Origin of the sequence: Collinsella sp. SGI.184 (genome assembly GCF_050313415.1) — a bacterium.
Lineage (GTDB): Bacteria > Actinomycetota > Coriobacteriia > Coriobacteriales > Coriobacteriaceae > Collinsella.
Genome location: NZ_JBNPLJ010000007.1, coordinates 70,677 through 93,415 on the forward strand (window position 1 = coordinate 70,677; position 22,739 = coordinate 93,415).

19 protein-coding genes are annotated in these 22,739 nt (G+C 59.1%); all 19 read right to left on the reverse strand.

The annotated features are described in order from the left end of the window. The 19 genes from ACQRAJ_RS03960 to ACQRAJ_RS04050 all read right to left on the reverse strand — a co-directional run bounded on the left by ACQRAJ_RS03960 (position 1) and on the right by ACQRAJ_RS04050 (position 22,647). Complete coding sequence (locus ACQRAJ_RS03960) at positions 1-837, reverse strand: phosphate ABC transporter substrate-binding protein (protein WP_427747778.1); 837 nt, start codon at positions 835-837, stop codon at positions 1-3. Continuing rightward, positions 834-1,634, reverse strand: coding sequence for a polyphenol oxidase family protein (locus ACQRAJ_RS03965; RefSeq protein WP_427727617.1), 801 nt, complete (start codon positions 1,632-1,634; stop codon positions 834-836). The genes ACQRAJ_RS03960 and ACQRAJ_RS03965 overlap by 4 nt, the downstream gene beginning before the upstream one ends. Before the next feature lie 210 nt (positions 1,635-1,844). After that, positions 1,845-2,996, reverse strand: a complete 1,152-nt coding sequence (gene ftsZ, locus ACQRAJ_RS03970) for a cell division protein FtsZ (protein WP_427727619.1) — start codon at positions 2,994-2,996, stop codon at positions 1,845-1,847. A gap of 200 nt (positions 2,997-3,196) precedes the next feature. Continuing rightward, positions 3,197-4,213, reverse strand: coding sequence for a cell division protein FtsQ/DivIB (locus ACQRAJ_RS03975; protein ID WP_427747779.1), 1,017 nt, complete (start codon positions 4,211-4,213; stop codon positions 3,197-3,199). Positions 4,214-4,418: 205 nt separating this feature from the next. Beyond that, positions 4,419-5,330, reverse strand: a complete 912-nt coding sequence (gene murB / locus ACQRAJ_RS03980; protein WP_427747780.1) for a UDP-N-acetylmuramate dehydrogenase — start codon at positions 5,328-5,330, stop codon at positions 4,419-4,421. Between the two features lie 5 nt (positions 5,331-5,335). Beyond that, positions 5,336-6,754, reverse strand: a complete 1,419-nt coding sequence (gene murC, locus ACQRAJ_RS03985; RefSeq protein ID WP_427747781.1) for a UDP-N-acetylmuramate--L-alanine ligase — start codon at positions 6,752-6,754, stop codon at positions 5,336-5,338. 96 nt (positions 6,755-6,850) lie between these two features. Continuing rightward, positions 6,851-7,966, reverse strand: coding sequence for an undecaprenyldiphospho-muramoylpentapeptide beta-N-acetylglucosaminyltransferase (gene murG, locus ACQRAJ_RS03990; RefSeq protein ID WP_427747782.1), 1,116 nt, complete (start codon positions 7,964-7,966; stop codon positions 6,851-6,853). After that, positions 7,956-9,476 (reverse strand): putative lipid II flippase FtsW, encoded by a 1,521-nt coding sequence (gene ftsW, locus ACQRAJ_RS03995; protein WP_427747783.1) that lies wholly within the window; start codon positions 9,474-9,476, stop codon positions 7,956-7,958. The genes murG and ftsW overlap by 11 nt, the downstream gene beginning before the upstream one ends. 9 nt (positions 9,477-9,485) lie before the next feature. Beyond that, positions 9,486-10,892: a UDP-N-acetylmuramoyl-L-alanine--D-glutamate ligase gene (gene murD / locus ACQRAJ_RS04000; RefSeq protein ID WP_427747784.1), complete on the reverse strand. Its 1,407-nt coding sequence runs from the start codon at positions 10,890-10,892 to the stop codon at positions 9,486-9,488. A gap of 9 nt (positions 10,893-10,901) precedes the next feature. Next, positions 10,902-11,921 carry a phospho-N-acetylmuramoyl-pentapeptide-transferase gene (gene mraY / locus ACQRAJ_RS04005; RefSeq protein WP_154515238.1) on the reverse strand — a complete coding sequence of 340 codons (1,020 nt, stop codon included), beginning with the start codon at positions 11,919-11,921 and terminating at the stop codon, positions 10,902-10,904. 3 nt (positions 11,922-11,924) lie between these two features. After that, entirely contained in the window at positions 11,925-13,349 is a 1,425-nt protein-coding gene (locus ACQRAJ_RS04010) for a UDP-N-acetylmuramoyl-tripeptide--D-alanyl-D-alanine ligase (RefSeq protein ID WP_427747785.1), read from the reverse strand. A gap of 125 nt (positions 13,350-13,474) precedes the next feature. After that, positions 13,475-15,118: a peptidoglycan D,D-transpeptidase FtsI family protein gene (locus ACQRAJ_RS04015; RefSeq protein WP_427747786.1), complete on the reverse strand. Its 1,644-nt coding sequence runs from the start codon at positions 15,116-15,118 to the stop codon at positions 13,475-13,477. Positions 15,119-15,357: 239 nt separating this feature from the next. After that, positions 15,358-15,828 (reverse strand): hypothetical protein, encoded by a 471-nt coding sequence (locus ACQRAJ_RS04020; protein ID WP_427747787.1) that lies wholly within the window; start codon positions 15,826-15,828, stop codon positions 15,358-15,360. 90 nt (positions 15,829-15,918) lie between these two features. Next, positions 15,919-16,884 (reverse strand): 16S rRNA (cytosine(1402)-N(4))-methyltransferase RsmH, encoded by a 966-nt coding sequence (gene rsmH, locus ACQRAJ_RS04025; protein ID WP_427727630.1) that lies wholly within the window; start codon positions 16,882-16,884, stop codon positions 15,919-15,921. 20 nt (positions 16,885-16,904) lie between these two features. Next, positions 16,905-17,339 (reverse strand): division/cell wall cluster transcriptional repressor MraZ, encoded by a 435-nt coding sequence (locus ACQRAJ_RS04030; protein WP_035137949.1) that lies wholly within the window; start codon positions 17,337-17,339, stop codon positions 16,905-16,907. A 463-nt stretch (positions 17,340-17,802) separates the two neighbouring features. Continuing rightward, on the reverse strand, positions 17,803-18,744 hold the full coding sequence (gene xerD / locus ACQRAJ_RS04035) for a site-specific tyrosine recombinase XerD (RefSeq protein ID WP_427747788.1): 942 nt from the start codon (positions 18,742-18,744) through the stop codon (positions 17,803-17,805). 2 nt (positions 18,745-18,746) lie between these two features. After that, positions 18,747-20,408, reverse strand: a complete 1,662-nt coding sequence (locus ACQRAJ_RS04040; protein WP_427727635.1) for a CTP synthase — start codon at positions 20,406-20,408, stop codon at positions 18,747-18,749. Positions 20,409-20,588: 180 nt separating this feature from the next. After that, entirely contained in the window at positions 20,589-20,972 is a 384-nt protein-coding gene (locus ACQRAJ_RS04045; RefSeq protein WP_427727637.1) for a hypothetical protein, read from the reverse strand. A 193-nt stretch (positions 20,973-21,165) separates the two neighbouring features. Beyond that, a complete protein-coding gene (locus ACQRAJ_RS04050) occupies positions 21,166-22,647 on the reverse strand; it encodes a DUF1846 domain-containing protein (protein ID WP_154515227.1) in 1,482 nt (493 codons plus the stop codon). Between the last annotated feature and the right edge of the window lie 92 nt (positions 22,648-22,739).

A 22,739-nucleotide genomic window follows, 5' to 3' on the forward strand; every position in this document is an offset into this window, starting at 1 on the left:
CTACTCACTCCCCTTTCCGTCGTTGGTGACGGGAATAAAGCCCGCCTCGCGAATCTGCTTGTCCATCTTCTCCGACGTCACATAGTCAATGTAGTCCTGTGCACGCTGCGAAGGCGTACCCTTCACAAAGAAGTAAAGGTCGCGCGAGATGGGGTAGCCGCCACTTGCGACCGTCTTCTCGGATGCCTCGACATGGTTGACCGAAACAGCCTTAACCGAAGTCTTAGCGTTGAGGCTCTCGACAAAACCCAGCGAGATGTAGCCAATGGCACCACGCGAACGGGACACGACATCGCGTACCTGGCCCGTGCCCGAAAGAACGGCAGAGCGACGATCGAACGGCGTGCCGTCCATCACGATGGTACGGAAGGCCTCGCGCGTACCGGACGCCTCATCGCGGTTAATAACCTGAATCTTCAGGTCCTCTCCGCCGACTTCCTTCCAGTTGGTAATCTTACCGGCGTATATGTCGCGAAGCTGCTCGGTCGAGAGGTTGTCGACCGGATTATCGTCGTTCACGATGACTGCGATGCCGTCGTGCGCGATTACAATCGGGGTCAGGCCCAGATTCTGCTCGTCGGCATTGAGGCCACGAGACGAGCTGGCGATGTCAGCCGTGCCGTTGCTGACGGCCTCAATACCGGCAGAAGAGCCAAGGCCAGAGACGAGCACGTCGGTGCCGGTCTCCTCCTTAAAGCCCTCGGCCGCAATCTCGGCAATGGGAAGGCAGGTGGTCGAGCCGGCCACGGTGATAGAAAACGTGGAAGATCCCGAGGAGCAGGCACACAGCGTAAGCGTGAGCACTGCCGCGCTTAGGACCGATGCGATCTTTCTCATAGCATCACGCCGATCGCAGCATGGCGCCCACAGGTGCCGCCCTCGTTGCGGTAGGAATAAAAGCGGTCGTTCTGACGAACGGTGGAGAGCTTGGTGTCCACAATGCCGTTCTCTACGACGCCGGCGTCCATCAGCGCCTCGCGAATGGCGGCGGAAAGATCGAGCATACGAGAAGCGGCAGCATCGATGCACGCGAACTCGGAGGCAAAGCGGTCCATAAGTTCTTGGGACACCTCGTACTCGTCACCCAGGATATGGGGCCCAATATAGGCAGAGATGTCGTCTGGCTTGCAGCCAGCCGCCTCGCAGAGCGCTTGGCACGCCTTGGCGGAAATGCGCGCAATCGTGCCCTTCCAGCCAGAATGCACCACGGCAAAGCCGCCGGGAGCCACCAGCACAACGGGAACACAATCGGCAAAGCAAAGCATCACGGGCACCTCATGCGCCGTGCAGACGAGGGCATCGCAGCCCTCGGCAATCTGCTCGCGAATGTTCTCGAGATCATCGGCGCCGTTCGAGGTCACCGTCACGACATTGTCACCGTGTACCTGATTGGGGACAAGCAGGTTGTGCTCGCACTCGGCGGCACCCATGGCCTCGAGTACGCGGCGACGATTTTCTTGAACGGCAAAGGGGTCATCGCCAACATGCGAGCCCAGATTGAGTGAGGAGTACGCATCTTCGGAAACACCGCCAGTGCGTTCGGTGAAGGCAAAGCGGACATCGTGCGTCGCGCCCTCTACCAACGTAACTCCATCATGGTCGACACGCGAAACGTTGTCCGCACGTGCTGCCATACTAAAGCCTCCTAATAACACAAGTATCGCGGCCAAGCCGCAGCAGTCCGTGCCATACGGCTGCCATACTTCTACAAAAGGATACCCGCAGCGGTAGGAACCAAACGTAAGGGGAACGTAAAGAGATTGGAGACTTTCGTTTACAAACGAGAAACAAAACGGGGTGCATCCAAATGGATACACCCCGTGCAGGTCGTTGAGAAAAACGAACTAGAAGCTACCACGCTTAAGGAAGTCGGGAAGCTCAAACTGGTCGTTACCAAAATTGGGAAGCTCCGTACCGCCGACATTGCGGGTCGGGGCAGACTGAGCCGAGCTTGCAGCGGGAGCGGTACGCTGAGGCTCGGCAACGGAAGCCTTGCTCTGGGACTGCTGGGCAGCGAAGAGCTCGTCCTGACGGTTGACATTAGAGTCGGAGAAGCCCGTAGCGATAACGGTGATGCGCACCTGATCGCCCAGGGACTCGTCGACAACGGTACCGAAGATGATGTTGGCCTCGGGATCGACGGCGTTGGCGACAACGTCGGCAGCGTCGCTGATCTCCTGGATGCCCAGATCCTTGGATCCGGCGATGGAGAGCAGGACGCGCGTAGCACCATCGATAGAGCTCTCGAGCAGCGGGCTGGAAATAGCCTGCTGGGCGGCGTCGACGGCACGGGTGTCCCCAGAAGAAGTACCGATACCCATCATGGCGGTGCCGGCCTGCTTCATGATGGTCTTAACATCAGCGAAGTCCAGGTTGATGATGCCCGGGACGGTGATGAGGTCGGTAATGCCCTGGGTACCCTGGGAAAGGACGCCATCGGCAATCGCGAAGGCCTCGAGCATGGTGGTCTTCTTCTCGGCGATGTCGAGCAGCTTGTCGTTAGGGATAACGATCATGGTGTCGACGCAATCGGAAAGGGTCTTAATGCCCTCTTCGGCGCTCTTCTTACGCTTGCGGCCCTCGAAGGTGAAGGGCTTGGTCACGACGGCGACGGTCAGCGCACCGACCTCGTTCATCGCGATATCGGCAACGATGGGAGCGGCGCCGGTGCCGGTGCCACCGCCCTCGCCGCAGGTGATGAACACCATGTCGGCGCCAGCGAGCGCCTCGGCAATGTCATCGCGGGACTCATCGGCAGCCTTGCGACCAACCTCGGGGTTGGCGCCAGCGCCCAGGCCGCGGGTAAGGTCGGTACCGATGTGGACCTTGATATCGGCATCAGAGATCGCGAGCGCCTGAGCATCGGTGTTGATGGCAACAAACTCGACGCCACGAATGCCCTCTTCGATCATTCGATTGACCGCGTTGGTACCGCCGCCGCCGACGCCGACCACCTTAATGACGGCAAGGTAGTTGTTGATCTCTGTCTCGTGCATGTCGGTCCTCCGAACAAAGGTTATAGCCATAGCATGGGTTGACCCCTGCGCACATTAACCTTCAGGTTGAAAGTAAATGCAAAGGTAAACCGTATTATGTTTGCACATTATGAACGTATCAGTCAAATAATTGACCGTGAAAACCAAACAAACCAGATAAACGGCGTGGTATGGCCCCTCAACAAAGCCACACACCGACGCTAAGCGGTCGGTGCGTTTCTAAACGTATAGTTGCCGGGAGACCGAACGTTGATGTAGGTTACGCCCTCTACCTGCGACAGAAGCTTGGTCACGACGCGTTCCTTCTTGGCGATATCATCAGAATCGCCCAGCGAGACCTCAACGCCATTATCAAGATTCGCCGAGATGGCCTCGACCGAAGGTATAGAAATATCCTTGATCTGCGCCAAGAATTCGCCGGAAAAACCACGCACGTAATCCAGGCCCGCTTTAACGGCCTTGGAAGAAACAGCCCGCCCCGAGACCGGCTCGACATCAGCCGAGACATCGGTAAGCAGCACGGCCCCGTAGTGCTTGGCCAGCGCCAACGCAGCATCGATACCGCCCAATGTGTTGGCGCCCTCACCCGAAGTGACGACATTTCCCTGGTCGTCCACCTCCACAGAGGTCGAAAGCGGTGCGATCCAGGTGTCATCGTCGCCGATGGCCCAGGCAAGATCGTCGGAACTTATATAAGCGATCGCGGTGACCTTGCGCTCCGTCGGCGTAATGACGAGCGTGTGGGGAAACTGCCGTTGAACGTCCACGCCCGAAACCCACGGGTTCTGCTTGAGATCTTCGGTAATCTGGTCGGGATTTACGTTGAAGAGCGATGTGTTCTCGGGCAGACTGATCAGCTGCATGGCATCGTGCTTGGTCACATGCTCGCTGCCCTCGATCTGAATATCGGTAGCGGCAAACAGGCCGGAATTGATAACGACGATGGCAACGACGGCAAGCACGGCCACAGCCGCCAAGATTCCGCCCACGATTTTGCCCTTGCCCTTAACGGCAGAGGCGGCCTCGGACGTCTTACTCGCCATGGCGCCAAGCGACGACAGCGGATTGATACCCTTATTGGTCGCAGGTGCCTTAGTGGCGGGCACCGACGTCAACGAGCGCGGCTTGGCAGCGCCCAACGTACGACCGGGATGCGTCGCTTTAGCCCCCAGCGAGGGCTTGGGCGTCACTATGGGGCGAGAGGGCTTGGCACCCATCGCCGACTTAGACGTCACCGAGGGGCGCGGAGCCGGGTGAACCGTCTTTTTTGCGGCAGGGCGTCCACCAAGTTGCGAGCCGACGACCGGACGTTTGGCGGACCGTACGGATCCAGCGGGCTTGGAGGACACAGGGGGCTTGCGTTGAGGCTGGACGGGTGCGCCGGAACGCCCTCCGGCGCGGCGGAAGGTAGGTTTCGATGCTCTAGAAGCCGAGGAATTTGACTTCCGGTCTGAGCTCGATGCCATACGCCTCCCTCACCTTTCCGTGCACATGCCTGATAACCGCGGCCACATCATCGGCCGAGGCGGTACCGTTATTAACGATAAAATTAGCGTGTACGGGCGAAACTTCCGCACCGCCAACCGAAAAACCCTTTAATCCACAATCCTCAATCAGCTTGCCAACGCTCGCGTCGGGTGGATTGCGAAAGACCGACCCGCAAGAAGCGCGACCCATGGGCTGCGTGCGTTTGCGCCTCGTCAGGTACCGCTCCATACGCTCGCGAATGTCGGCCTTAGGCGCAGGCTTGAGCTTAAGCACGCACTCGAGAATAATCTCGTTACGCGGCAGGCTGCACTCACGGTAGCCCCAGGCAATCTCGGACCCCGCATAATGCTTAATGCCGGATGCCGGGTCAAACGTGACCACATCCTCGACAAGCGAACCTATCCACTCGGTCCGCGTACCGGCGTTCATAGATACGGCGCCGCCGACCGAGCCGGGGATGCCAACCGCAAACTCAAGGCCCGAAAGCCCGCGCGACAGGGCATCGTTGACCAAACGTGCGAACATAACGCCCGCGCCAACGGTCAGCGTGCAACCGTCCTCGGCAATAACGGTGCGCTGAAACTCACGCCCCAGCGAAATGACGGCGCCGCGATAGCCCGCATCGGCAACGAGCAGATTAGATCCCTTGCCGATAATGACCCACGGCACCTGCTCACGGTCGAGCACTGCCACGGCACGACGAAGGGCATGATAGCTATGGCACGTCACGAAGAGGTCGGCCTTGCCGCCGATACGATAACTCGTATGACGCGCAAGGCGTTCATCCTCGACTACATCCGTGTCGATCATGCCCGAAAGCGCCATGACGGCGTTAAACAGACCCATAGGGGCTAAGCGTCTTTCTTGACAGTCAGATACTCGATGAACTCAGGTCCAACGGTCGTAACGTCGCCGGCGCCCATAGTAAGCAGCAGATCGCCCTCACCTACCATCTTCTCGAGCTCACGATTGAGCTCGAGACGGCTGGAGCAGTACACGACCTCCTTGCCAGGGTGCTTGGCGCGCACAGTATCAGCGAGCATCTTGGAGGTTACGCCCGGAATCGGCATCTCGCCGGCAGAGAACACATCGATGAGCAGCAGCTTATCGGCATTGGCGAAGGCATCGGCAAAGTCATCGCACAGCGCCTGCAAACGCGAATAGCGGTGCGGCTGGAACACGACGTCAACATGCTTATAGCCCAGCGACGAGGCGGCGGCAAGCGTCGCCTTGATCTCGGTGGGGTGATGGCCGTAGTCATCGACCACGGTGATGCCGTCAATATCGCCCACATGGGTAAAGCGGCGGCGGACGCCCTCAAAGCTCGAAAGCGCCTCGGCTGCGGCATCGATGTCGAGACCCAGGACATGGGCAACGGTTAGCACTGCCGTGGCGTTGAGCATGTTGTGGCGACCGGGGTTGCTCTTGATCTCGACAGCATGCTCGGTCCCATCCTCAAAGCGAACGGTAAAGTCGCTCTGAATGCCCTTGACATCCGGATGCACGCAGACGACGTCGTTGGTTTCGGCAAAGCCATAGGAAAGCACGTGGCGACCCGTCGACTTGGCGAGTTCGACCAGATGCGGGTCCTCACCGCAAACGATGACGGTACCGCCCTCTCCAACCAGGCCCATAAACTTGGCAAAGGTGGCCTCGATCTCCTCGATGCCCGAGTAGTGGTCGAGATGGTCGGCCTCGACGTTGGTCACGATGACCACGTTGGGGTTCAGGAACAGGAACGAGCTGTCGGACTCATCGGCCTCGGCGACAAAGTAGTCACCCGAGCCGTTCTTTCCGTTGGTATCGTAACCCTCGACGATACCGCCGATCAAAAAGCTGGGATCCAGACCCATGCGGTCGAGCATGGTGGCACACATCGAGGACGTCGTGGTCTTGCCGTGCGTACCGGCAACAGCGATGGTGGTGTAGCCGTGGCCCAGAGCCGAGAGCATCTTGGCGCGGGGCCACACAGGAATACCGAGCTCGCGAGCACGCACAAGCTCGGGGTTGGACTCGGGAATAGCGGTAGAGACCACGACCACGTCGGGCTTGACCTCATCGATCGTGGCGGCCTCGTGGCCCACATGAACCTTCACGCCAGCACGGGTAAGCTGACGAATGTAGCGCGAGGTCTTAAGGTCGGAACCGGTAACGGCATAGCCACGCTCGTGCAAAACGAGAGCGATGCCGCTCATGCCGGCGCCACCGATACCGATAAAGTGGGCGCTCTTGAACTCGGGCGCGGAGGTTGCAGTCTGGGAATCAGCCATGTGCTCGTGTACTCCTTGCGTAAACACTGCCTGTAACCCGTTAACTGTACCGCACCTACCGCATCCGCGCGAGCGCAAGCTCGATATCCCGTCTAACTAACGCAAACCCTCTACCGCATCGGCCAAAAGTGCGGCGGCGCGGTCCTGAGCCAACCCGCGCGCCGCCTGACGCATGGCATCGCGCGCTGCAGCGTCATCGACCAGATGCAGCAGCTCCTCGGCAAACGCAGGAGCATCGATATCGGCATCGGCACAAAGCACGCCGGCACCGGCATCGACCAGATAACGCGCATTGGTCGTCTGGTGGTCGGCCGTGGCATGCGGATACGGCACGAGCACCGAAGGCACGGCGAGGGCGGCAATCTCGGCCACACTCGAGGCGCCGGAGCGCGAGAGCACCAGGTCAGCTGCAGCTAGCATGTCGCCCATGTCGTCAATGTAGGGCTGGACGCGATAGCGCTTCGTCTCATCGGACGTCAGCGCCAAAGCACGCTCGGTGTCCTCAAAGCCGTCGGCTCCCGTCGAATGCAAAATGTGGAGATTCTCGCGGGTCAGCAGCTCACTCTTGAGCGAGGCTACGCGCTCGTTGAGATGCTGGGCACCGAGCGAACCACCAAAGACGAGCAGAAGCGTCGCATCCTCGGGCACGCCAAGTGCCTCGCGGCCGCGGGCGCGATCGCCCTCAATGACCGAGCGGCGCACCGGATTACCGGTCATGAGCACATGCTCGGGGTCGCCCCCGCGCTCAAAGACAGAGCGCGCAGCCGGCACCGAGATACACACGCGGGCGGCATGGGAGCTCATCATCTTATTGGCCAGGCCCGGAACAGAGTTCTGCTCGTGCAGCAGATACGGAACGCCCGCATCCTTGCACCAGCCCAGCAGCGGGACCTCGACGTAGGCACCAAAACCGATGGCAGCATCGGGCTTGCCAACCTTTGAGAAATGGCTGGCGAGCGAGCGCTTGGCCTTATTGACGCGCCACAGCGAGCTCAGCGCGGTCCAAGGACGGGAGCGGTCGAAGCCCGTGACCGTGATAGGTACAAAATCGAACCCGGCCTCGGGAACCAAACGACCCTCGAGCTTGTGCGACTGGCCCACGAACACAACATGATGTCCGCGGTCGCGCAACTCCTCAGCCAAGGCAAGCGCAGGGTTGATATGTCCCGCCGTGCCGCCGGCTGCGATAGCAACGGTCATCTTATCGGTCATGAAAATCCCTTCGTACGCGCGGTCCCTGATCGTCGGTGCGCAGACGCGCCGACGGGTCCGAATTCAAATTGATTCGATTATATCCGCCGCCCGAGCTTCGGGGGTTCGGGCGTTGGGGACGCCCCTGCGGAGCCGTTCGCGGGCGCGGACGAGCCGCCGGCTCGGACGCAGAGCCATCCAAGACGGTAAAACCGTTGCGCGAAGGGCGATCGCCGCGCACATGGGGCACGCCGGCGGTGCTCTCGTCCATAACGGCAAAGCTCTCGCGGCGACGGTCGTACTCATCACGACGGGCGCTCTCGTGCGAGACGCGCAAGATCAGCCCCGCAAGCATAAGCGATACGATAATCGACGAACCGCCGTAGCTGATAAATGGCAGCGGCTTACCCGTCATGGGAAACACGTTGAGGATGCCCAGCGCATTGATCAAAAACTGTACCGCGAGAATGACTGCGGAACCCGATGCCATGAGCGCTCCGCGACGGTCCGCAGCCTGTTCGGCAATGCGAAACGCTGAGTAAATCAGCATCGCAAAGACCAGGAAGAGCAGCGCGGTCCCGACAAAACCGACCTCCTCGCCGATAATGGCCAGAATATAGTCGTTGTGTGCCTCGGGCAGATACGAATACTTCATGGTGGAGTTACCGATGCCGCGGCCGAACAAGCCGCCCGAAGCAAACGCCATGATGGCAAGCGTTGCCTGATAGCCATCGCCATACTCGTCGGCCCAAGGGTTCAGGGCAACCTGAACACGCACCATGCGGTACGGCTCTGCAACAAGCGCAAACACACTCATGACAATGACGAGAATGATCACGCCGATGATAAACTTGGGGTCTAGGCCCGCAAATAACGCCATACACATGAGGGTCAGCGAGATGATCAAGACGGTGCCATAATCGGGCTGGATAAAGATCAAAAAGAGCGAAATGCCCAAGTAGACGACCATCTTACGAAGGAACTCGTTGATGTTGCCACCGGGCGAAAAGAAACGGTCGAGTATGATGGCCGAATACGCGATGGCAAACGGCTTTAAAAACTCAGACGGCTGGAACTGAATACCGGCGATGTTGAGCCAGCGCGTGGCGCCACGGCTGCCACTGCCGACAAGAAATACCGCAAACAGCAAGAGAATCATGCCGATAAGGAAGATCCTAAGTACATCTTCCCCAAACCAGCTGTCCGGCAAGACGCGAACGATCGCAACCATGGCGAGCACGCCAACCCCGGCAAAGGTAGCCTGTCGAACCAGGAAAAACGTCGCCGAGCCGTTCTCGTGCAATGCCTCGACCGATGACGCCGAGTACACCATCAGCAGACCAAAGCACACTAAAGTAAACAGGCACGCCATGAATATCAAACGAGGGCGCATGATGCGGGCGGGGACGCCGGCAATATAGCGTTCGCTGAGCGTCTGCCCGCCGCGACCGGAACGCGGCGTACTGCGCTGCGAGGAAGCACGGTCCGAGTCGGGCCTCCTCATACCTTGTCGGGGGCTCTCCTCTCTCACCGGCGGCCCCTATTCCATTTGCGATTTCGCTGCGGCGGCAAGCTGGGCCACGTAGTCCTTAAACACGCGGCCGCGCTCCTCGTAGCCCGAGAACTCATCGAACGAAGAACAGGCGGGAGAAAGCAGGATCACGTCGCCTCGGCTCGACAGCGAACGGGCAACGTCGACGGCGTCGCGCAGGTCGTCAGCCTGAGCGATATCAACGTCACCATCGACATCGGCCTCGTCCATAGCGGCGGTAAAGCGCTCGCGCGCATCGCCAAAGCAGACGACCGATCGCACGTTGTCCATGACAACGCGGGCGAAGGACTCGAGTGGCGTGCCCTTATCGTGACCACCGAGCAGCAAGATCACGTCGTCGTCGGGAAACGCCGTCAGGGCCTTTTCGACCGCATCGGTGTTCGTTGCCTTGGAATCGTTGACGTAGCGCACGCCATCGATCTCGCCACAGGGCTCAACGCGGTGCTCCAGCGGCTGGAATGAGGCCAGGCCGCGACACACACCGTCGACATCGGCGCCGACGGCCAGGGCAGCCGTGGCAGCGCACAGGGCATTGATGACATTGTGATGTCCGGAGATTTTGAGCTCGGACGTGGCGATGAGCGGGGTCTCGACGCCCTTCAGGCGAATGACCATCTTGCCATCGCGCACAAATGCGGCGTCCTCGCCCGCAGGCTCGTCAAAGGCGACCTTGCAGATGCGACGACCCGGCGTGTAGACATACTCATCGAATTCATGGATACCGGCATCCTCGACGTCGATAACCACAAGGTCATCATCGACCATATTCTCGAAGAGCTTAATCTTGGCGAGCGCATAGTTCTTATGGCTCTTGTGCCAGCCCAGATGGTCGGGGGTGATGTTGAGCAGCACCGCCACACGGGGGTGAAGCTCCTGGGTCGTTGCGATCTGATAGCTCGAAAGCTCAGCTACAAACCACTCGTTATGCGCGCGGTCGTCGATTTCGTTCACCGGAGGCTCACCGATATTACCGACAGCAACGCTCGCCTCGCCCGCTGCCTTAAGCAGGTAGTCGGTCAGCGACGTGGTGGTCGTCTTGCCGTTGGTGCCCGTGATGGCGATCCAATTTTTGGGAGACAGGCGGTAGGCAAACTCGGGCTCACCCATGATCTGGACAGCGTGATCGCGGCCAGCCTTAAAGAATGCCGAGAACTCCGAGATGCCCGGACACGTCACACATACATCAAACGCGCCCTCGACCTGCTCGGTTCCGTAGACAAACGACACCCCGCGCGCCTCGAGCGAGCGCGTGGCATCATTGGGCTCGGACGTGCCGCCACCGTACACGGTAACGGTACTCACGCGCTCGGGGTGCGCAAGCGCCCAGCGAGCGACATCAAGACCGGACTTACCCTGGCCCAAGACGAGCAGGCTAAAGGAATCTGCAAGAGGCATGAAAAACCACTATCCCAACTGGAAAAACAGGGCAAGGCCCAGAGCGCCAAAAGCGGCAGCGACAATCCAAAAACGGATGACGACCTTAGTCTCGGCCCATCCCTTCTTCTCGAAATGATGATGAATGGGCGCCATAAGGAAGACGCGCTTATGCGTAAAGTGGAAGTAGACGACCTGAATCATGACCGACAGGGTCTCGACGATAAACAGGCCGCCGATGATGAGCGAGACGACCTCGGTGTTGGTCATAATGGACGTGCAGGCAAAGGCCGCACCCAAGGCAAGAGAGCCGGTATCACCCATAAAAATGCTCGCCGGATAGCAGTTGAACCAAAGGAAGCCCAGGCAAGCACCAGCACATGCGGTACAGAAGATAGACAGGTTTACGTCACCGTGCAAAAACGCCATGGCAGCCATGGCAAGCATGGCAATCATGGAGGTGCCACCGGCAAGGCCGTCCAGGCCATCGGTCAGGTTCACGGCATTAGAAAGACCGGCGATCATCAGCCAGCAAAAGACGATGTAGAGCCACGGAAAGGTAAGGCCACCAATGGTGGTCGAGAAGATACCGAGGTCAATCGTCAGACCGCCGGGAAAACGAATCTCGGGGGCAACGCCGCACCAGCTGACGGCAAGCACGGTAAACGTGACGCAGATGATGGTGAGACCGATCATCTTGGCGTGGGGCGTCAGGCCGAGCGAACGACCGTGCGTGACAGATGTCAAATCGTCGATAAGGCCCAGAACGCCGGTTGCAAGCGTGGCAAGCAGCACGAGCACAAGCTCGGTGGTGAGCTTGCCCATCAAAAGGCACGTCAGCGAAACGGCTACGAGAATGACAACGCCGCCCATGGTGGGCGTGCCCTGCTTAATCAGGTGGCGTTTGGGTCCATCGGCGCGGACCTGCTGGCCGATACCCTCGACCTTAAGAAGCTTGATCCACCACGGCATGAGCAGCAGCGCAATGGCGGCGGCGATGCCAAGTCCCAAAAAGGCCTGGTATGTAGGATACGCGGGGTTCCCGAACATGGGCTAGCACACACCTTCCACAAAGCGGTCGAGCTCGACAAAGCGAGAGCCCTTGACCAGCACAACATCATGGTTCTCAAGTGCGCCGGCCATACGGTCGAGCACTTGCTGATAATCGGAGAATACCTGGATGCGGTCCTCGTCCATGCCCATCATGCGCGCGGCTTCGGCCATACGAGCGGCCAGCTCACCGCCCACGCACGCCAGCATATCGAGCTTTTTAGCCGCGGCATAGGCGCCCACCAGCTCATGCATGCGGGGGGCCTCGTCGCCCATTTCGCCCATCTCGCCCAGAATCGCCATTCGAGAGCCAGAACACGAAAGCGAGCACAGCAGGTCAAGGCCAGCAGCCATGGATTCGGCGCTGGCGTTATACGAGTCGTCGATAATGCGGGTACCGCTCTTGGCGTGTTTGATCTCCTGACGATGACCGGTAATCGCGATACCCCTAAAGGCAGCATCGATCTGCTCGGGGGTCACACCCAAACGATAGGCAACTGCGGCGGCCTTAACGGCGTTGGGAACGGACTGGACGCCGGGAATGGCGAGCATGGTGTCAACGGACTCACCCATGCCAAAGTCAAGCGTAAAGACCGGGCGGCCCTCGTCATCAATGTGAATGCCGCGGGCGCAAACCTCATCAACATCCGAAACACCCGCCAGCATCACGTCGATACCCGCGGGCTCGGCAAACGTCTCACGAATGAACGGGGTGAAGTCGTCTTCGCCGCCCAAAACCAGCAACGGGAGAAGGTCGTCGGCGGCACACATGCCCCCAACAATCTCGGACTTAGCGCGGGCGATATTCTCGCGACTTCCCAGGATTCCAATATGGGAGGTGCCGATCTTGGTCACGATGGCAAGGTTGGGATTGGCGGACCGAGAAAGGCGCTCGATCTCGTGAAAATGGTTCATACCCATCTCGAGAACCAGCACCTCGGTGTCGGCAGGAGCGGCCAAAACCGTGAGCGGCATACCGATCAGATTGTTGAAATTGCCCTTGGTGGCCCAAACGCGATAGCGCTTGGCAAGCACTGCCGCAAGGACATCCTTGGTCGTCGTCTTACCGATAGAGCCGGTAATGCCAACCACGAGGCAGCCAAGCTGCGTGCGATAGGCATGTGCCAGGCGCAGCAAAAATTCCTCGGGATCATCGGTGTGTAGGATGGCGCAGCCCTTACGCTGAGCCAGCGATACAAGCTCGGCGTTGGGCTCGCGCGTCATCACAACAGCGCCGGCGCCCGATTCGATGGCGCGGGAAGCAAAATCGTTTCCGTCGACTTTTTCACCCGGAAAGGCAACAAAAATCGTGCCTTCCTCAACCTGGCGCGAGTCGATAACGCACCCACGGCATACCCGATCGGCTTCTCCCGTCACGGTTCGGGCCCCTGTTGCGGCCGCGAGGTTGTTGACGGCGATCTCTATCATTGCAGCTCCCCTGTAAACCTAATAATGCTATCGGCGTATTGTATCCCAGCGCCACGCATGCGTGGTGCAGGGCATGTGAACACCCTCCAGATTAATCGACAGCCCTTTTCAGGATTGTAACCCCCCTACTTGGTGCGTGGGATACCCAACACATCGAGCGCGTTAGCCATAATGACCTGGAACGGCACGGCGGCGGCATCCGAACCGCTCGGCGTTCCGTCGAGTGTGATATAGCACAAAACCTTGGGTGCTTGCGCCGGGGCAAACCCCATAAAGGACGACATATAGCTCGCTTTGAGGTAGCCGCCTTTTTCATCGGCGCGCTCGGCCGTACCGGTCTTACCCGCCACGTCGTAACCATCGACGGCGCCCCCGACACCCGTGCCCTCGGAAACGACCGTCTGCATGCACGATATCACCTGGGCGGCGGCATCCTCAGAAATCGCCTGCTCGCCCTCACCCCAGTCCTTCTCCTCGCCTTTGCTGGATTTATAAAAGTGCGGCGTCATCATCACGCCGCCGTTGGCAATGCCACCCACGGCGCGCGCAATCTCGATCGGCGAGACAGACAGCGCTTGGCCAAAACTCATCGAGCCCAACGTGGCGCCGTCATACTGGTCACGCTCCTTGACAATGCCAAGGCTCTCGCCGGGAAAATCGATGCCCGAACTGTGTCCAACGCCCCATTTGTCCACGTACGCGGCAAAATCGTCCGCGCCGATCTTATGCCCGACCAATACAAAGCCAACATTGGATGAGCGGCGCATCATCTCGCGCACATCCATGGTCATGGCGTAGTCACGCTTATCGGCATCGGTGACGGTATCGTCGCCGACCTTAATGCTCGCCGGCACCTCAAACGACGTACTCGAGCGCACGACGCCCAAGTCGAAACCCGCACCCGCAACGAGCGTCTTAAAGACCGAACCGGGTTCATACGCATCGGTGACCAAGCGTAAGTTCATATCCTCGGTCTTGGCGTTCTCCAGATTGGTCGGGTCGTAGGTCGGATACGAACAGGCGGCCAGAATCTCGCCGGTAGTAGGGTCTGTCACCAAAGCCGAACCGTTCTTGGCTTTGGTCTTCTCAACCGCCTCCGCCAGAGCGTCCTCTGCTGCACGCTGGATATTGACATCCAGCGTCGTCACGATGTCAACGCCATCGATGGCGGCAACCTTTTTATAGGCGCCACCCGCAATATAGCTATCGTCCCTCGCACGCTCTCGTACCAGCGTGCCGTTTGTTCCGGTCAGCAATTTGTCATATTGCTTTTCAAGTCCCGTTAGGCCCACGTTGTCAACGTTCACCACGCCTAGAACCTGCGAAGCCAGATTGCCGTATGGATACACCCGCTTCATCGCCTGCTCAAAGAGCACGCCGGGCAGATTTTTCTTCTTCAATGCCGCGGCATCGTCCTCGTCCACCTGGCGCTTGATATACACCCAGGTGCCATCGGACTGAACCAGCTTGCGGCAAGTCTTCTTATCGATTCCAGTCGCCTTAACCAAGGCCGATACCGTTTTGTCGACATCCTCGATCAGCTGTGGATTCACGGCGACATTGCTGCACTCGACCGACGACGTCAGCACGTTGCCGTTTCGGTCGTAGATCGTGCCGCGTTTGGCGTAAAGCGTCTCCGCAAGCAGGCGTCGAGCATCGGCGCGCCCGCGTAACTCATCGGCATTTACGATCTGGTAGTCGGTAAGGCGGATGGCGCCCGCAGCCAGGCCCAAACCGATACAACCCATGACGACATTACGGCGAGGCAATGGCGTCCCCGTAAGCCATTCGGTCGAAGATCGTCTATTCGATCTGCTATTGCGTACTTGAGGGTCATCCGAGCCGCGAAGGCGCGACGTTGGGTCGTTGCCACGATTCGACCCCAAGTTGTAAGATGACCGACCCGATCCTTGATAACCAGAACGTCCCCGCGAAGAGGGACGTCCCTGCCCGCGACTCCCGTCTGGACCGCGGTGATAATCATTTGTCATACTCAGCTACCGTCTTATTACTGGACAGCCGCAACCGAGCTAGCGCCCGCGGCTGCATCCTGCGAAAAATCAAGTGTAACGCTCTCGCTGGGCTCCACCATGCCATAAGCGCCCGCAAGATCGCGAATGCGCGTATCGGCACCATAAACAGAGTGCATGACCTCAAGGTCAGAGCTCTCATCGGTCGCCTTCTCGAGCGTGTTGGTAAGCTCGGCGTTGCTGTTGAGCACCTGGGCCGTAACGCTTGCAAGCGCCACGCGGGCGACGCCAATCGTCATGAAGATAGCCGCAATGATGCAAAACGTTTTAAGAACGCTCATGAAAACCGGGCTTACCGCCTGGTTTGCCTGACGGCCCGCGCCCGTGTAGACATCAAAGCGCGGTGTGCGCTGCTCACGAGGAGCAGCGGGCGCCTGCGGTGCCTCGCGGTAGGCGGGCATGGCGTTCATATCATAGGCGAGTGCTGCGTTTGAGGTGTTGTAGCCCATGATATGCCGCCTCCCATCCTGAGTACGTTGGTAGTGTGTTTAAGCTTCGTTTATGGTGCGAGCGGGAGGTCCAATATCGCGCGCGCAACGCTACAAGCGCTCCGCCACGCGGATTTTGGCTGATCTCGCCCGAGGGTTGCGCGCAACCTCATCGGGTTGGGCAACCAAGGGTTTGCGGGTGATGACCTTGAGTATCGGCACGTTGCCGCACACGCACACCGGAATCTCCGGCGGACACGTGCACCCCTGGCTCATCTCCTTAAAGTGGTTCTTTACGATACGGTCCTCGAGCGAGTGATACGAGATGACGCAGATGCGTCCGCCCGGGTTGAGCCACCTGGTGGCGGCGTCAAGTCCTCTCTCGAGCACATCGAGTTCATGATTGACCTCGATGCGAATGGCCTGGAAACTTTTCTTGGCCGGGTGTCCGCCATGCCGACGAGCGGCAGCCGGAATGCCAGCCTTGATGATCTCGACAAACTGACCGGTGGTTTCAATCGGTTCGGACTCGCGTCGACGCACGATCTCGCGTGCGATCTGCGAGGCGAACTTCTCTTCACCATAGACGCGTAGAATCCGGGTGAGGTCGTGTTCGTTATAGGTGTTGATGACCTCAGCTGCGTTTAGGGTGTTGTTACCCGGATCCATCCGCATGTCCAATGGGGCATCTTCGTTATACGAAAAGCCCCTGCCAGGGATATCGAGTTGCGGTGACGAAACGCCCAAGTCGAACAGGAAGCCATCGACCCCGGGCACCTCGGCCGAGCAAAGCAGCTCGTCCAAGTCGCCAAAGTTGCCCTTCAGCAGCTGATGCGGGACGCCGGGGACCTCGCGGTCCAGACGGGCACCAGCGGCCTCGAGGGCCATGTCGTCCTGATCGACGCCAAGCAAAAGACCCGTCTCCCCCACCTGCGCGGCCATCTTTACCGAATGACCGGCACCGCCAAGGGTGCAATCGCAGACGACAGATCCGCTCTTTAGCTGCAGCGACTCAAGCACTTCGCCGAGCATGACAGGTTCATGCCGATATTCTTGTGTCAAGATCCCACGCTCCATCCGTTACTCATGCCTTGCCCTTACGAGAAGAAGAGGTCCAGCAGAGCCTCATCGTCATCGTCCTCATCGGCCGTAGCGCGGTCCCAAACCTCGAGGTGGTCGTAGTTGCCCACAACCGTGACCTCGCGGTCGAGGTTCGCCTGCTTGCGGAGAGACTCAGAAAGACCGATACGACCGGCGCTGTCCACATCCATCGAGGTGGTGCGCTTGTTGATCGCCCTCATGAGTTTCTGGTCGTTGATGTCACGAGGGTTAAAACCCTCGTGGCCCTCACGACCCGCGAAGAGTCCTTCGACCCACTTATCGAAGGCCTCGGCAGAGAACACGTACAGAGCATCGACATCCAGGGCTTTGAACACGCGAACATGCTCTCCAAGCTCCTCGCGAAGGGGTGCAGGCAGGGACAGACGACCTTTTGCATCGAGATTGCGCTCGTATGCACCCGTCATTCCCATGTGCGCCCTCCCCTCGGTTACTCAGATGGCACGTACGCGGGGAACCACCCCGCCTGTCGACGTCATTAATAATATGGGGAACTGCCCCATTTTTCAACATCTTTCCCCACACCTTCCCCCACAACACCCCACCACTCCACCCTCTATATGCTGTAAAACACCCTCGTTCATATGTTCGAAAACACAACATGTTGTGTTTACAGCAAAGCCGGGATGCCATCTGTAGCAGCCCGGCTTTCAACCTCAACCTTCAAGTTGACCTTGAGGCGAATTTTGTGTCCCTTTACGCGCCGTTCACATCGCCCCCCAAACTTCCCCACCAACGTCACGCGCGACCCACCGGCGCATCGGCGCAAGACAAAAGATGGGGCGGACCCCAGATTGCCGATACGCGCACAAAACCGCGTCACGACAACCTGGGGTCCGTCCCCCATTAGTTGTAAATATGCAGGTCAAAGTGTCGCTAGCGATGCGCCAACGGATGAGCCGCCAGGTAGACCTCGGTCAGCTGCGTACGGTCGACATGCGTGTAGACCTGTGTGGTCGAAATGTCGGCATGTCCCAAAATCTCCTGTAGCACGCGCAGGTCGGCACCGCCCGCAAGCATATGGGTCGCAAAGGAGTGACGCAAGGTATGAGGATGAAGCCCCACCAGTCCCACCTGACGCCCGTATCGCTCGCATATGACGTGAACACTCTGACGCGACAGGCGACCACCGTTCTTATTTAAAAAGACTGCCGGCGTCTTTGACCCGCGGGCATGAGCGGCCAGGCGCCGACGCCCATCAGCAATATATTGAGCCATAGCCCGTGCGGCACTTCCCACGAGTGGGGCAAGCCGCTCCTTCGAGCCCTTGCCGCGCACCAGCACAAAGCCGTCGTCAAAATGAACGTCGCCCACATCGAGCCCCACCAACTCGCTCACGCGCAGGCCACATCCATAGAGCACTTCCAAAATGGCATGGTCCCGCAAACCCATCTCCCCTTCCGGGAAATCTTGGTCGAGGAGCGCCGAGACATCCCCTACCGAGAGACACTCCGGAAGGCGCTCCGCCTTTTTGGGCAGGCGCAGTGCAGCCGTCGGGTTTTGGGCGACGATCCCATCGCGAACCAAAAAGGCATGCAAACCTTTCACGGCCGCAACTGCACGCTCCACCGAGGCATCGGAGTAGCCCCCGTCGCGCCGATCACCGACAAAACCCTCTATTATCTGACGGTTCACGCCTTCAAAGGACTCAACACCGGCCCGCTCCAGGTAGGAACAGTAAGTCGTCAAGTCACGACGATATGCCGCGATCGTATTGCGTGCCAAGCCTCGCTCGACCGCAAGGTAATCAAGATACTCCCCCGTCACCGTATCGAGCAACGAGGGAGTATCTTCGGTATGTCTTTCGTTCGCTGACACCCTTAGTCCGTCGCGAGGTTCATGGGCGTCACCTGCAGGCGATCGACACCCTCGTGCTGGCCAATCGAGGCGCGCACGAACTCGCGGAACAGAGGCTGCGGCTTGGTCGGACGGCTCTTAAACTCGGGGTGGGCCTGGGTGGCCACATACCACGGATGCACGTCACGCGGCAGCTCGACCATCTCGACCAGACGCTCGTCAGGCGAAAGACCCGAGATAACCAAACCCGCGTCCTCGAGCTGGTCGCGGAAGGCATTGTTGAACTCAAAGCGATGACGGTGGCGCTCATAGACAAGCTCCTCGCCATAGGCCTCGCGCGCAAGGGTATCGGCAGCGAGCTTGCACGGATAGGCGCCCAGGCGCATGGTGCCGCCCTTCTCGGTCACGTCCTCCTGCGAGCTCATCAGGTCAATTACGCTAAACGGACCGTCCGGATCGAACTCGGAGGAGCTAGCGCCGGCAAGGCCGACCACGTTGCGGGCAAACTCGCACACGGCGACCTGCATGCCCAGACAAATGCCCAGATACGGGATCTTATGCTCGCGAGCAAACTCGGCAGCAAGAATCTTGCCCTCCAGGGCACGCTTGCCAAAGCCGCCGGGCACCAAAATGCCCGATGCGTCGCCCAGCACCTCGGAGACGTTCTGCTCGTCGAGGCTCTCGCCGTCGACCAGCTGCACGTCCACATGACGATCATAGAAAACGCCTGCATGATGCAGGGCCTCGATGACCGACAGGTAGGCATCGGGGAGCTGGGTGTACTTGCCCACAACGGCGATCTTGACCTTGTCGGTATGGTGGTTGGCATGATTCTGTTTGCGCAGGAACTCGTTCCACTCGCTCATGTCGCGCTCGCGCGGGTCCAAGCCCAGGCGCTCGCAAATGCGCAGGTCAAAGTCCTGCTCGGCGAGCAGCTGCGGCACGTCGTAAATGCTCGCGCAATCTTCGTTGGTAAAGACGCAGTCGGTATCGACGTCGCAGAAGCTTGCGATCTTGCCACGGATGGCGTCGTCGATATGGTGATCAGAACGCAGCACAATGATGTCGGGCTGAATGCCAAAGCTGCGAAGCTCCTTGACCGAATGCTGCGTGGGCTTGGTCTTGACCTCATGCGCGGCGGCGATATAGGGAACGAGCGACACGTGGATGTAGCAGACGTTCTCGGGGCCGGCCTCTTTACGGTACTGGCGGATGGCCTCCACGAACGGCTGCGACTCGATATCGCCAATCGTGCCGCCCAGCTCGGTGATGACCACGTCGGAACCGGTCTGCTCCTCGATGCGGCGGAACTTATCCTTAATGGCGTTGGTGACGTGCGGAATCACCTGAACGGTGCCGCCTAAAAAGTCACCGCGACGCTCGCGGGCAATCAGGCTCTTGTAGATAGCGCCGGTCGTAAAGTTGGAATCACGGGTAAGATTCTCGTCAATAAAGCGCTCATAATGGCCCAGGTCCAGGTCGGACTCGTAGCCATCCTCGGTCACGAAGACCTCACCATGCTGAAACGGGCTCATGGTGCCGGGGTCGACGTTCAGATACGGGTCGGCCTTCTGCATCGTCACCTTGTAGCCTCGTGACTTGAGCAGACGGCCCAACGAGGCCGCGGTGATGCCCTTACCCAAAGACGAAACTACGCCGCCGGTTACAAACACATGCTTGGTCATATTGAATTACCTGCGCTTCCCGTAGAAGTTTTCCATTCACATCTTACGGGTCTTCATTGTAATACTCGAAAAGCAAGCCGCTCGCTATTTTTCACCCGCATGCCCGCATTTCTCCATCTCGAAACAAAACACCGCCCAAGTAGCTTTGGGCGGTGCAGGCTCGTCGAAACTGCCGTGTTGTTACCGATCGGCAGTCTCATCCTTCAACATATCCTGAACAAGCATGCCGGCACGAACACCCTTAAGGTACCACTCGCCTCGCTCGGTCAGGCATATGCCGTTTGCAAGCTGGCCGCCATCATCGTTATAACGAGAAACGACCTCGATAAGGCCATCAGAATCCAAACGGTCGATTGCAGCGCGGGCACGATACGGCGAAACCCCTACGCACTCGGAGAGTGTCTTGCGCGAGAAACCGTACGGCACACCGTTTCCCTTAGATTGCCGAGCGATCTCCATCAGCACCAGCACCTCGACACGCTTCATATCGTTGACACTCGCACGACCCTTGCCCGCCATGGCAGCCTCCTCAAACCGAGCACGAGCATCAAAAGCACCGCGCACGACCGGCGCATCCCTCGATAGCCGGTAACATCCATCATGGGTAACCCCGCAAAGGATGTATCCACTGAGGTAATTGTATACGACACAAATCGCTTTTGGGCAGGTAAACGGCCTAAATTTCGGCAAATTAAGCCCTAAAACCCCCTAAGCGCCGCATCGGGTGCGCACTCCGATGCGGCGTCTCATCTCAATCTTAGCGATGGAAGAAACCGCGGCGCTCAAACTTGGGCTCACAGCACACGTTAATGCCCAGCTTGCGCAGCACCGTCTCGTCCGTAGGCGAGATAATCACGCTAAAGAAGGCGTCGCAGCCGCGCAGCTGCTCAAGACCCGAAAGAACACGAGTAGCCGTCTCGCTTGTGGCCGAGGTGATAGAGAGCGCCATGAGCGTCTCGTCGGTGTGGAGACGCGGGTTTTTGCTGCCAAGGAAATGCGTCTTGAGCTTGCTGATAGGCTCAATCGCCTCATCGCTGATGACCTCGAGCTCAAGATCGACGCCCGAAACATGCTTAAGCGCGTTCATGATGAGCGAGCTCGCGGCACCCAGACGCGTTGAGGTCTTTCCGGTCACTACCGAACCGTCCGGCATCACCATGGCACCCACGGGACCGCCCGTCAGTTGTTCCCTGGTGAGAGCAGCCGAGCGTGCCGGCGAATAGTTCTTGTCGATGCCGGCTTTTTTCATAATGAGTTTGAGACGGTCGACCTGCTCATCGCCCACGCCAGTACGGCGCACGCTTTCAACCGCGGCAAAATAGCGGCGCACGATCTCCATCTTGGAGGCATCTCGGCATGCATCGTCATCGGTAATGGCAAAACCGACCATATTGACGCCCATGTCCGTGGGGCTCTGATAGGGGCTCTCGCCCAAGATCTTTTCCATCAGGGCGCGAACAACCGGGAACGCCTCAACGTCTCGGTTGTAGTTGACCGTGGTCTTGTTATATGCCTCAAGGTGGAACGAGTCGATGATGTTGGCGTCATCGAGGTCTGCCGTGGCAGCCTCATAGGCAATGTTCACCGGATGCGTGAGGGGGAGATTCCAGACCGGGAAGGTCTCGAACTTGGCATAGCCGGCAGCGGTGCCATGCTTGTGCTCGTGATACAGCTGCGACAGGCAGGTGGCGAGCTTACCCGAGCCAGGGCCGGGCGCCGTCACGACAACGAGCGGACGCGTGGTCTCGACAAACTCGTTCTTGCCGTAGCCTTCATCAGAAACGATCAGGTCGACATCGTGCGGATAGCCCTCGATGGGATAGTGCAGCTTGGCGGGAATGCCGAGCGCGTTTAGACGATTGCGGAAGACGTCGGCAGCGGGCTGACCGGCATACTGCGTGATAACCACAGCGGCAACGGCAAATCCGTTCCCGCGGAACAGATCGACCAGACGCAGGACGTCCTCGTCATAGGTAATGCCCAAGTCGCCACGGGCTTTGTTCTTCTCGATATGGTTCGCATTGATTGCGATGATGACCTCGACGTCGTCGGCAATGCTCTTGAGCATGCGGAACTTGCTGTCCGGTTCAAAACCCGGCAGCACGCGGCTCGCATGATAGTCATCGAACAGCTTGCCGCCAAACTCCAAATACAGCTTGCCGCCAAACTGCGAGATGCGCTCCTTAATGTGAGCAGCCTGCAGCTCGATATACTTCGCGTTGTCGAAACCCTGGCGCATGTATGGCTCCCGTCCCGTTTCCATTTAATGTCCTAGGCGATTATAGCGGAGCAGACCCTCCCCAACCGACGAGGCCGGGGCAGCTAATTTGG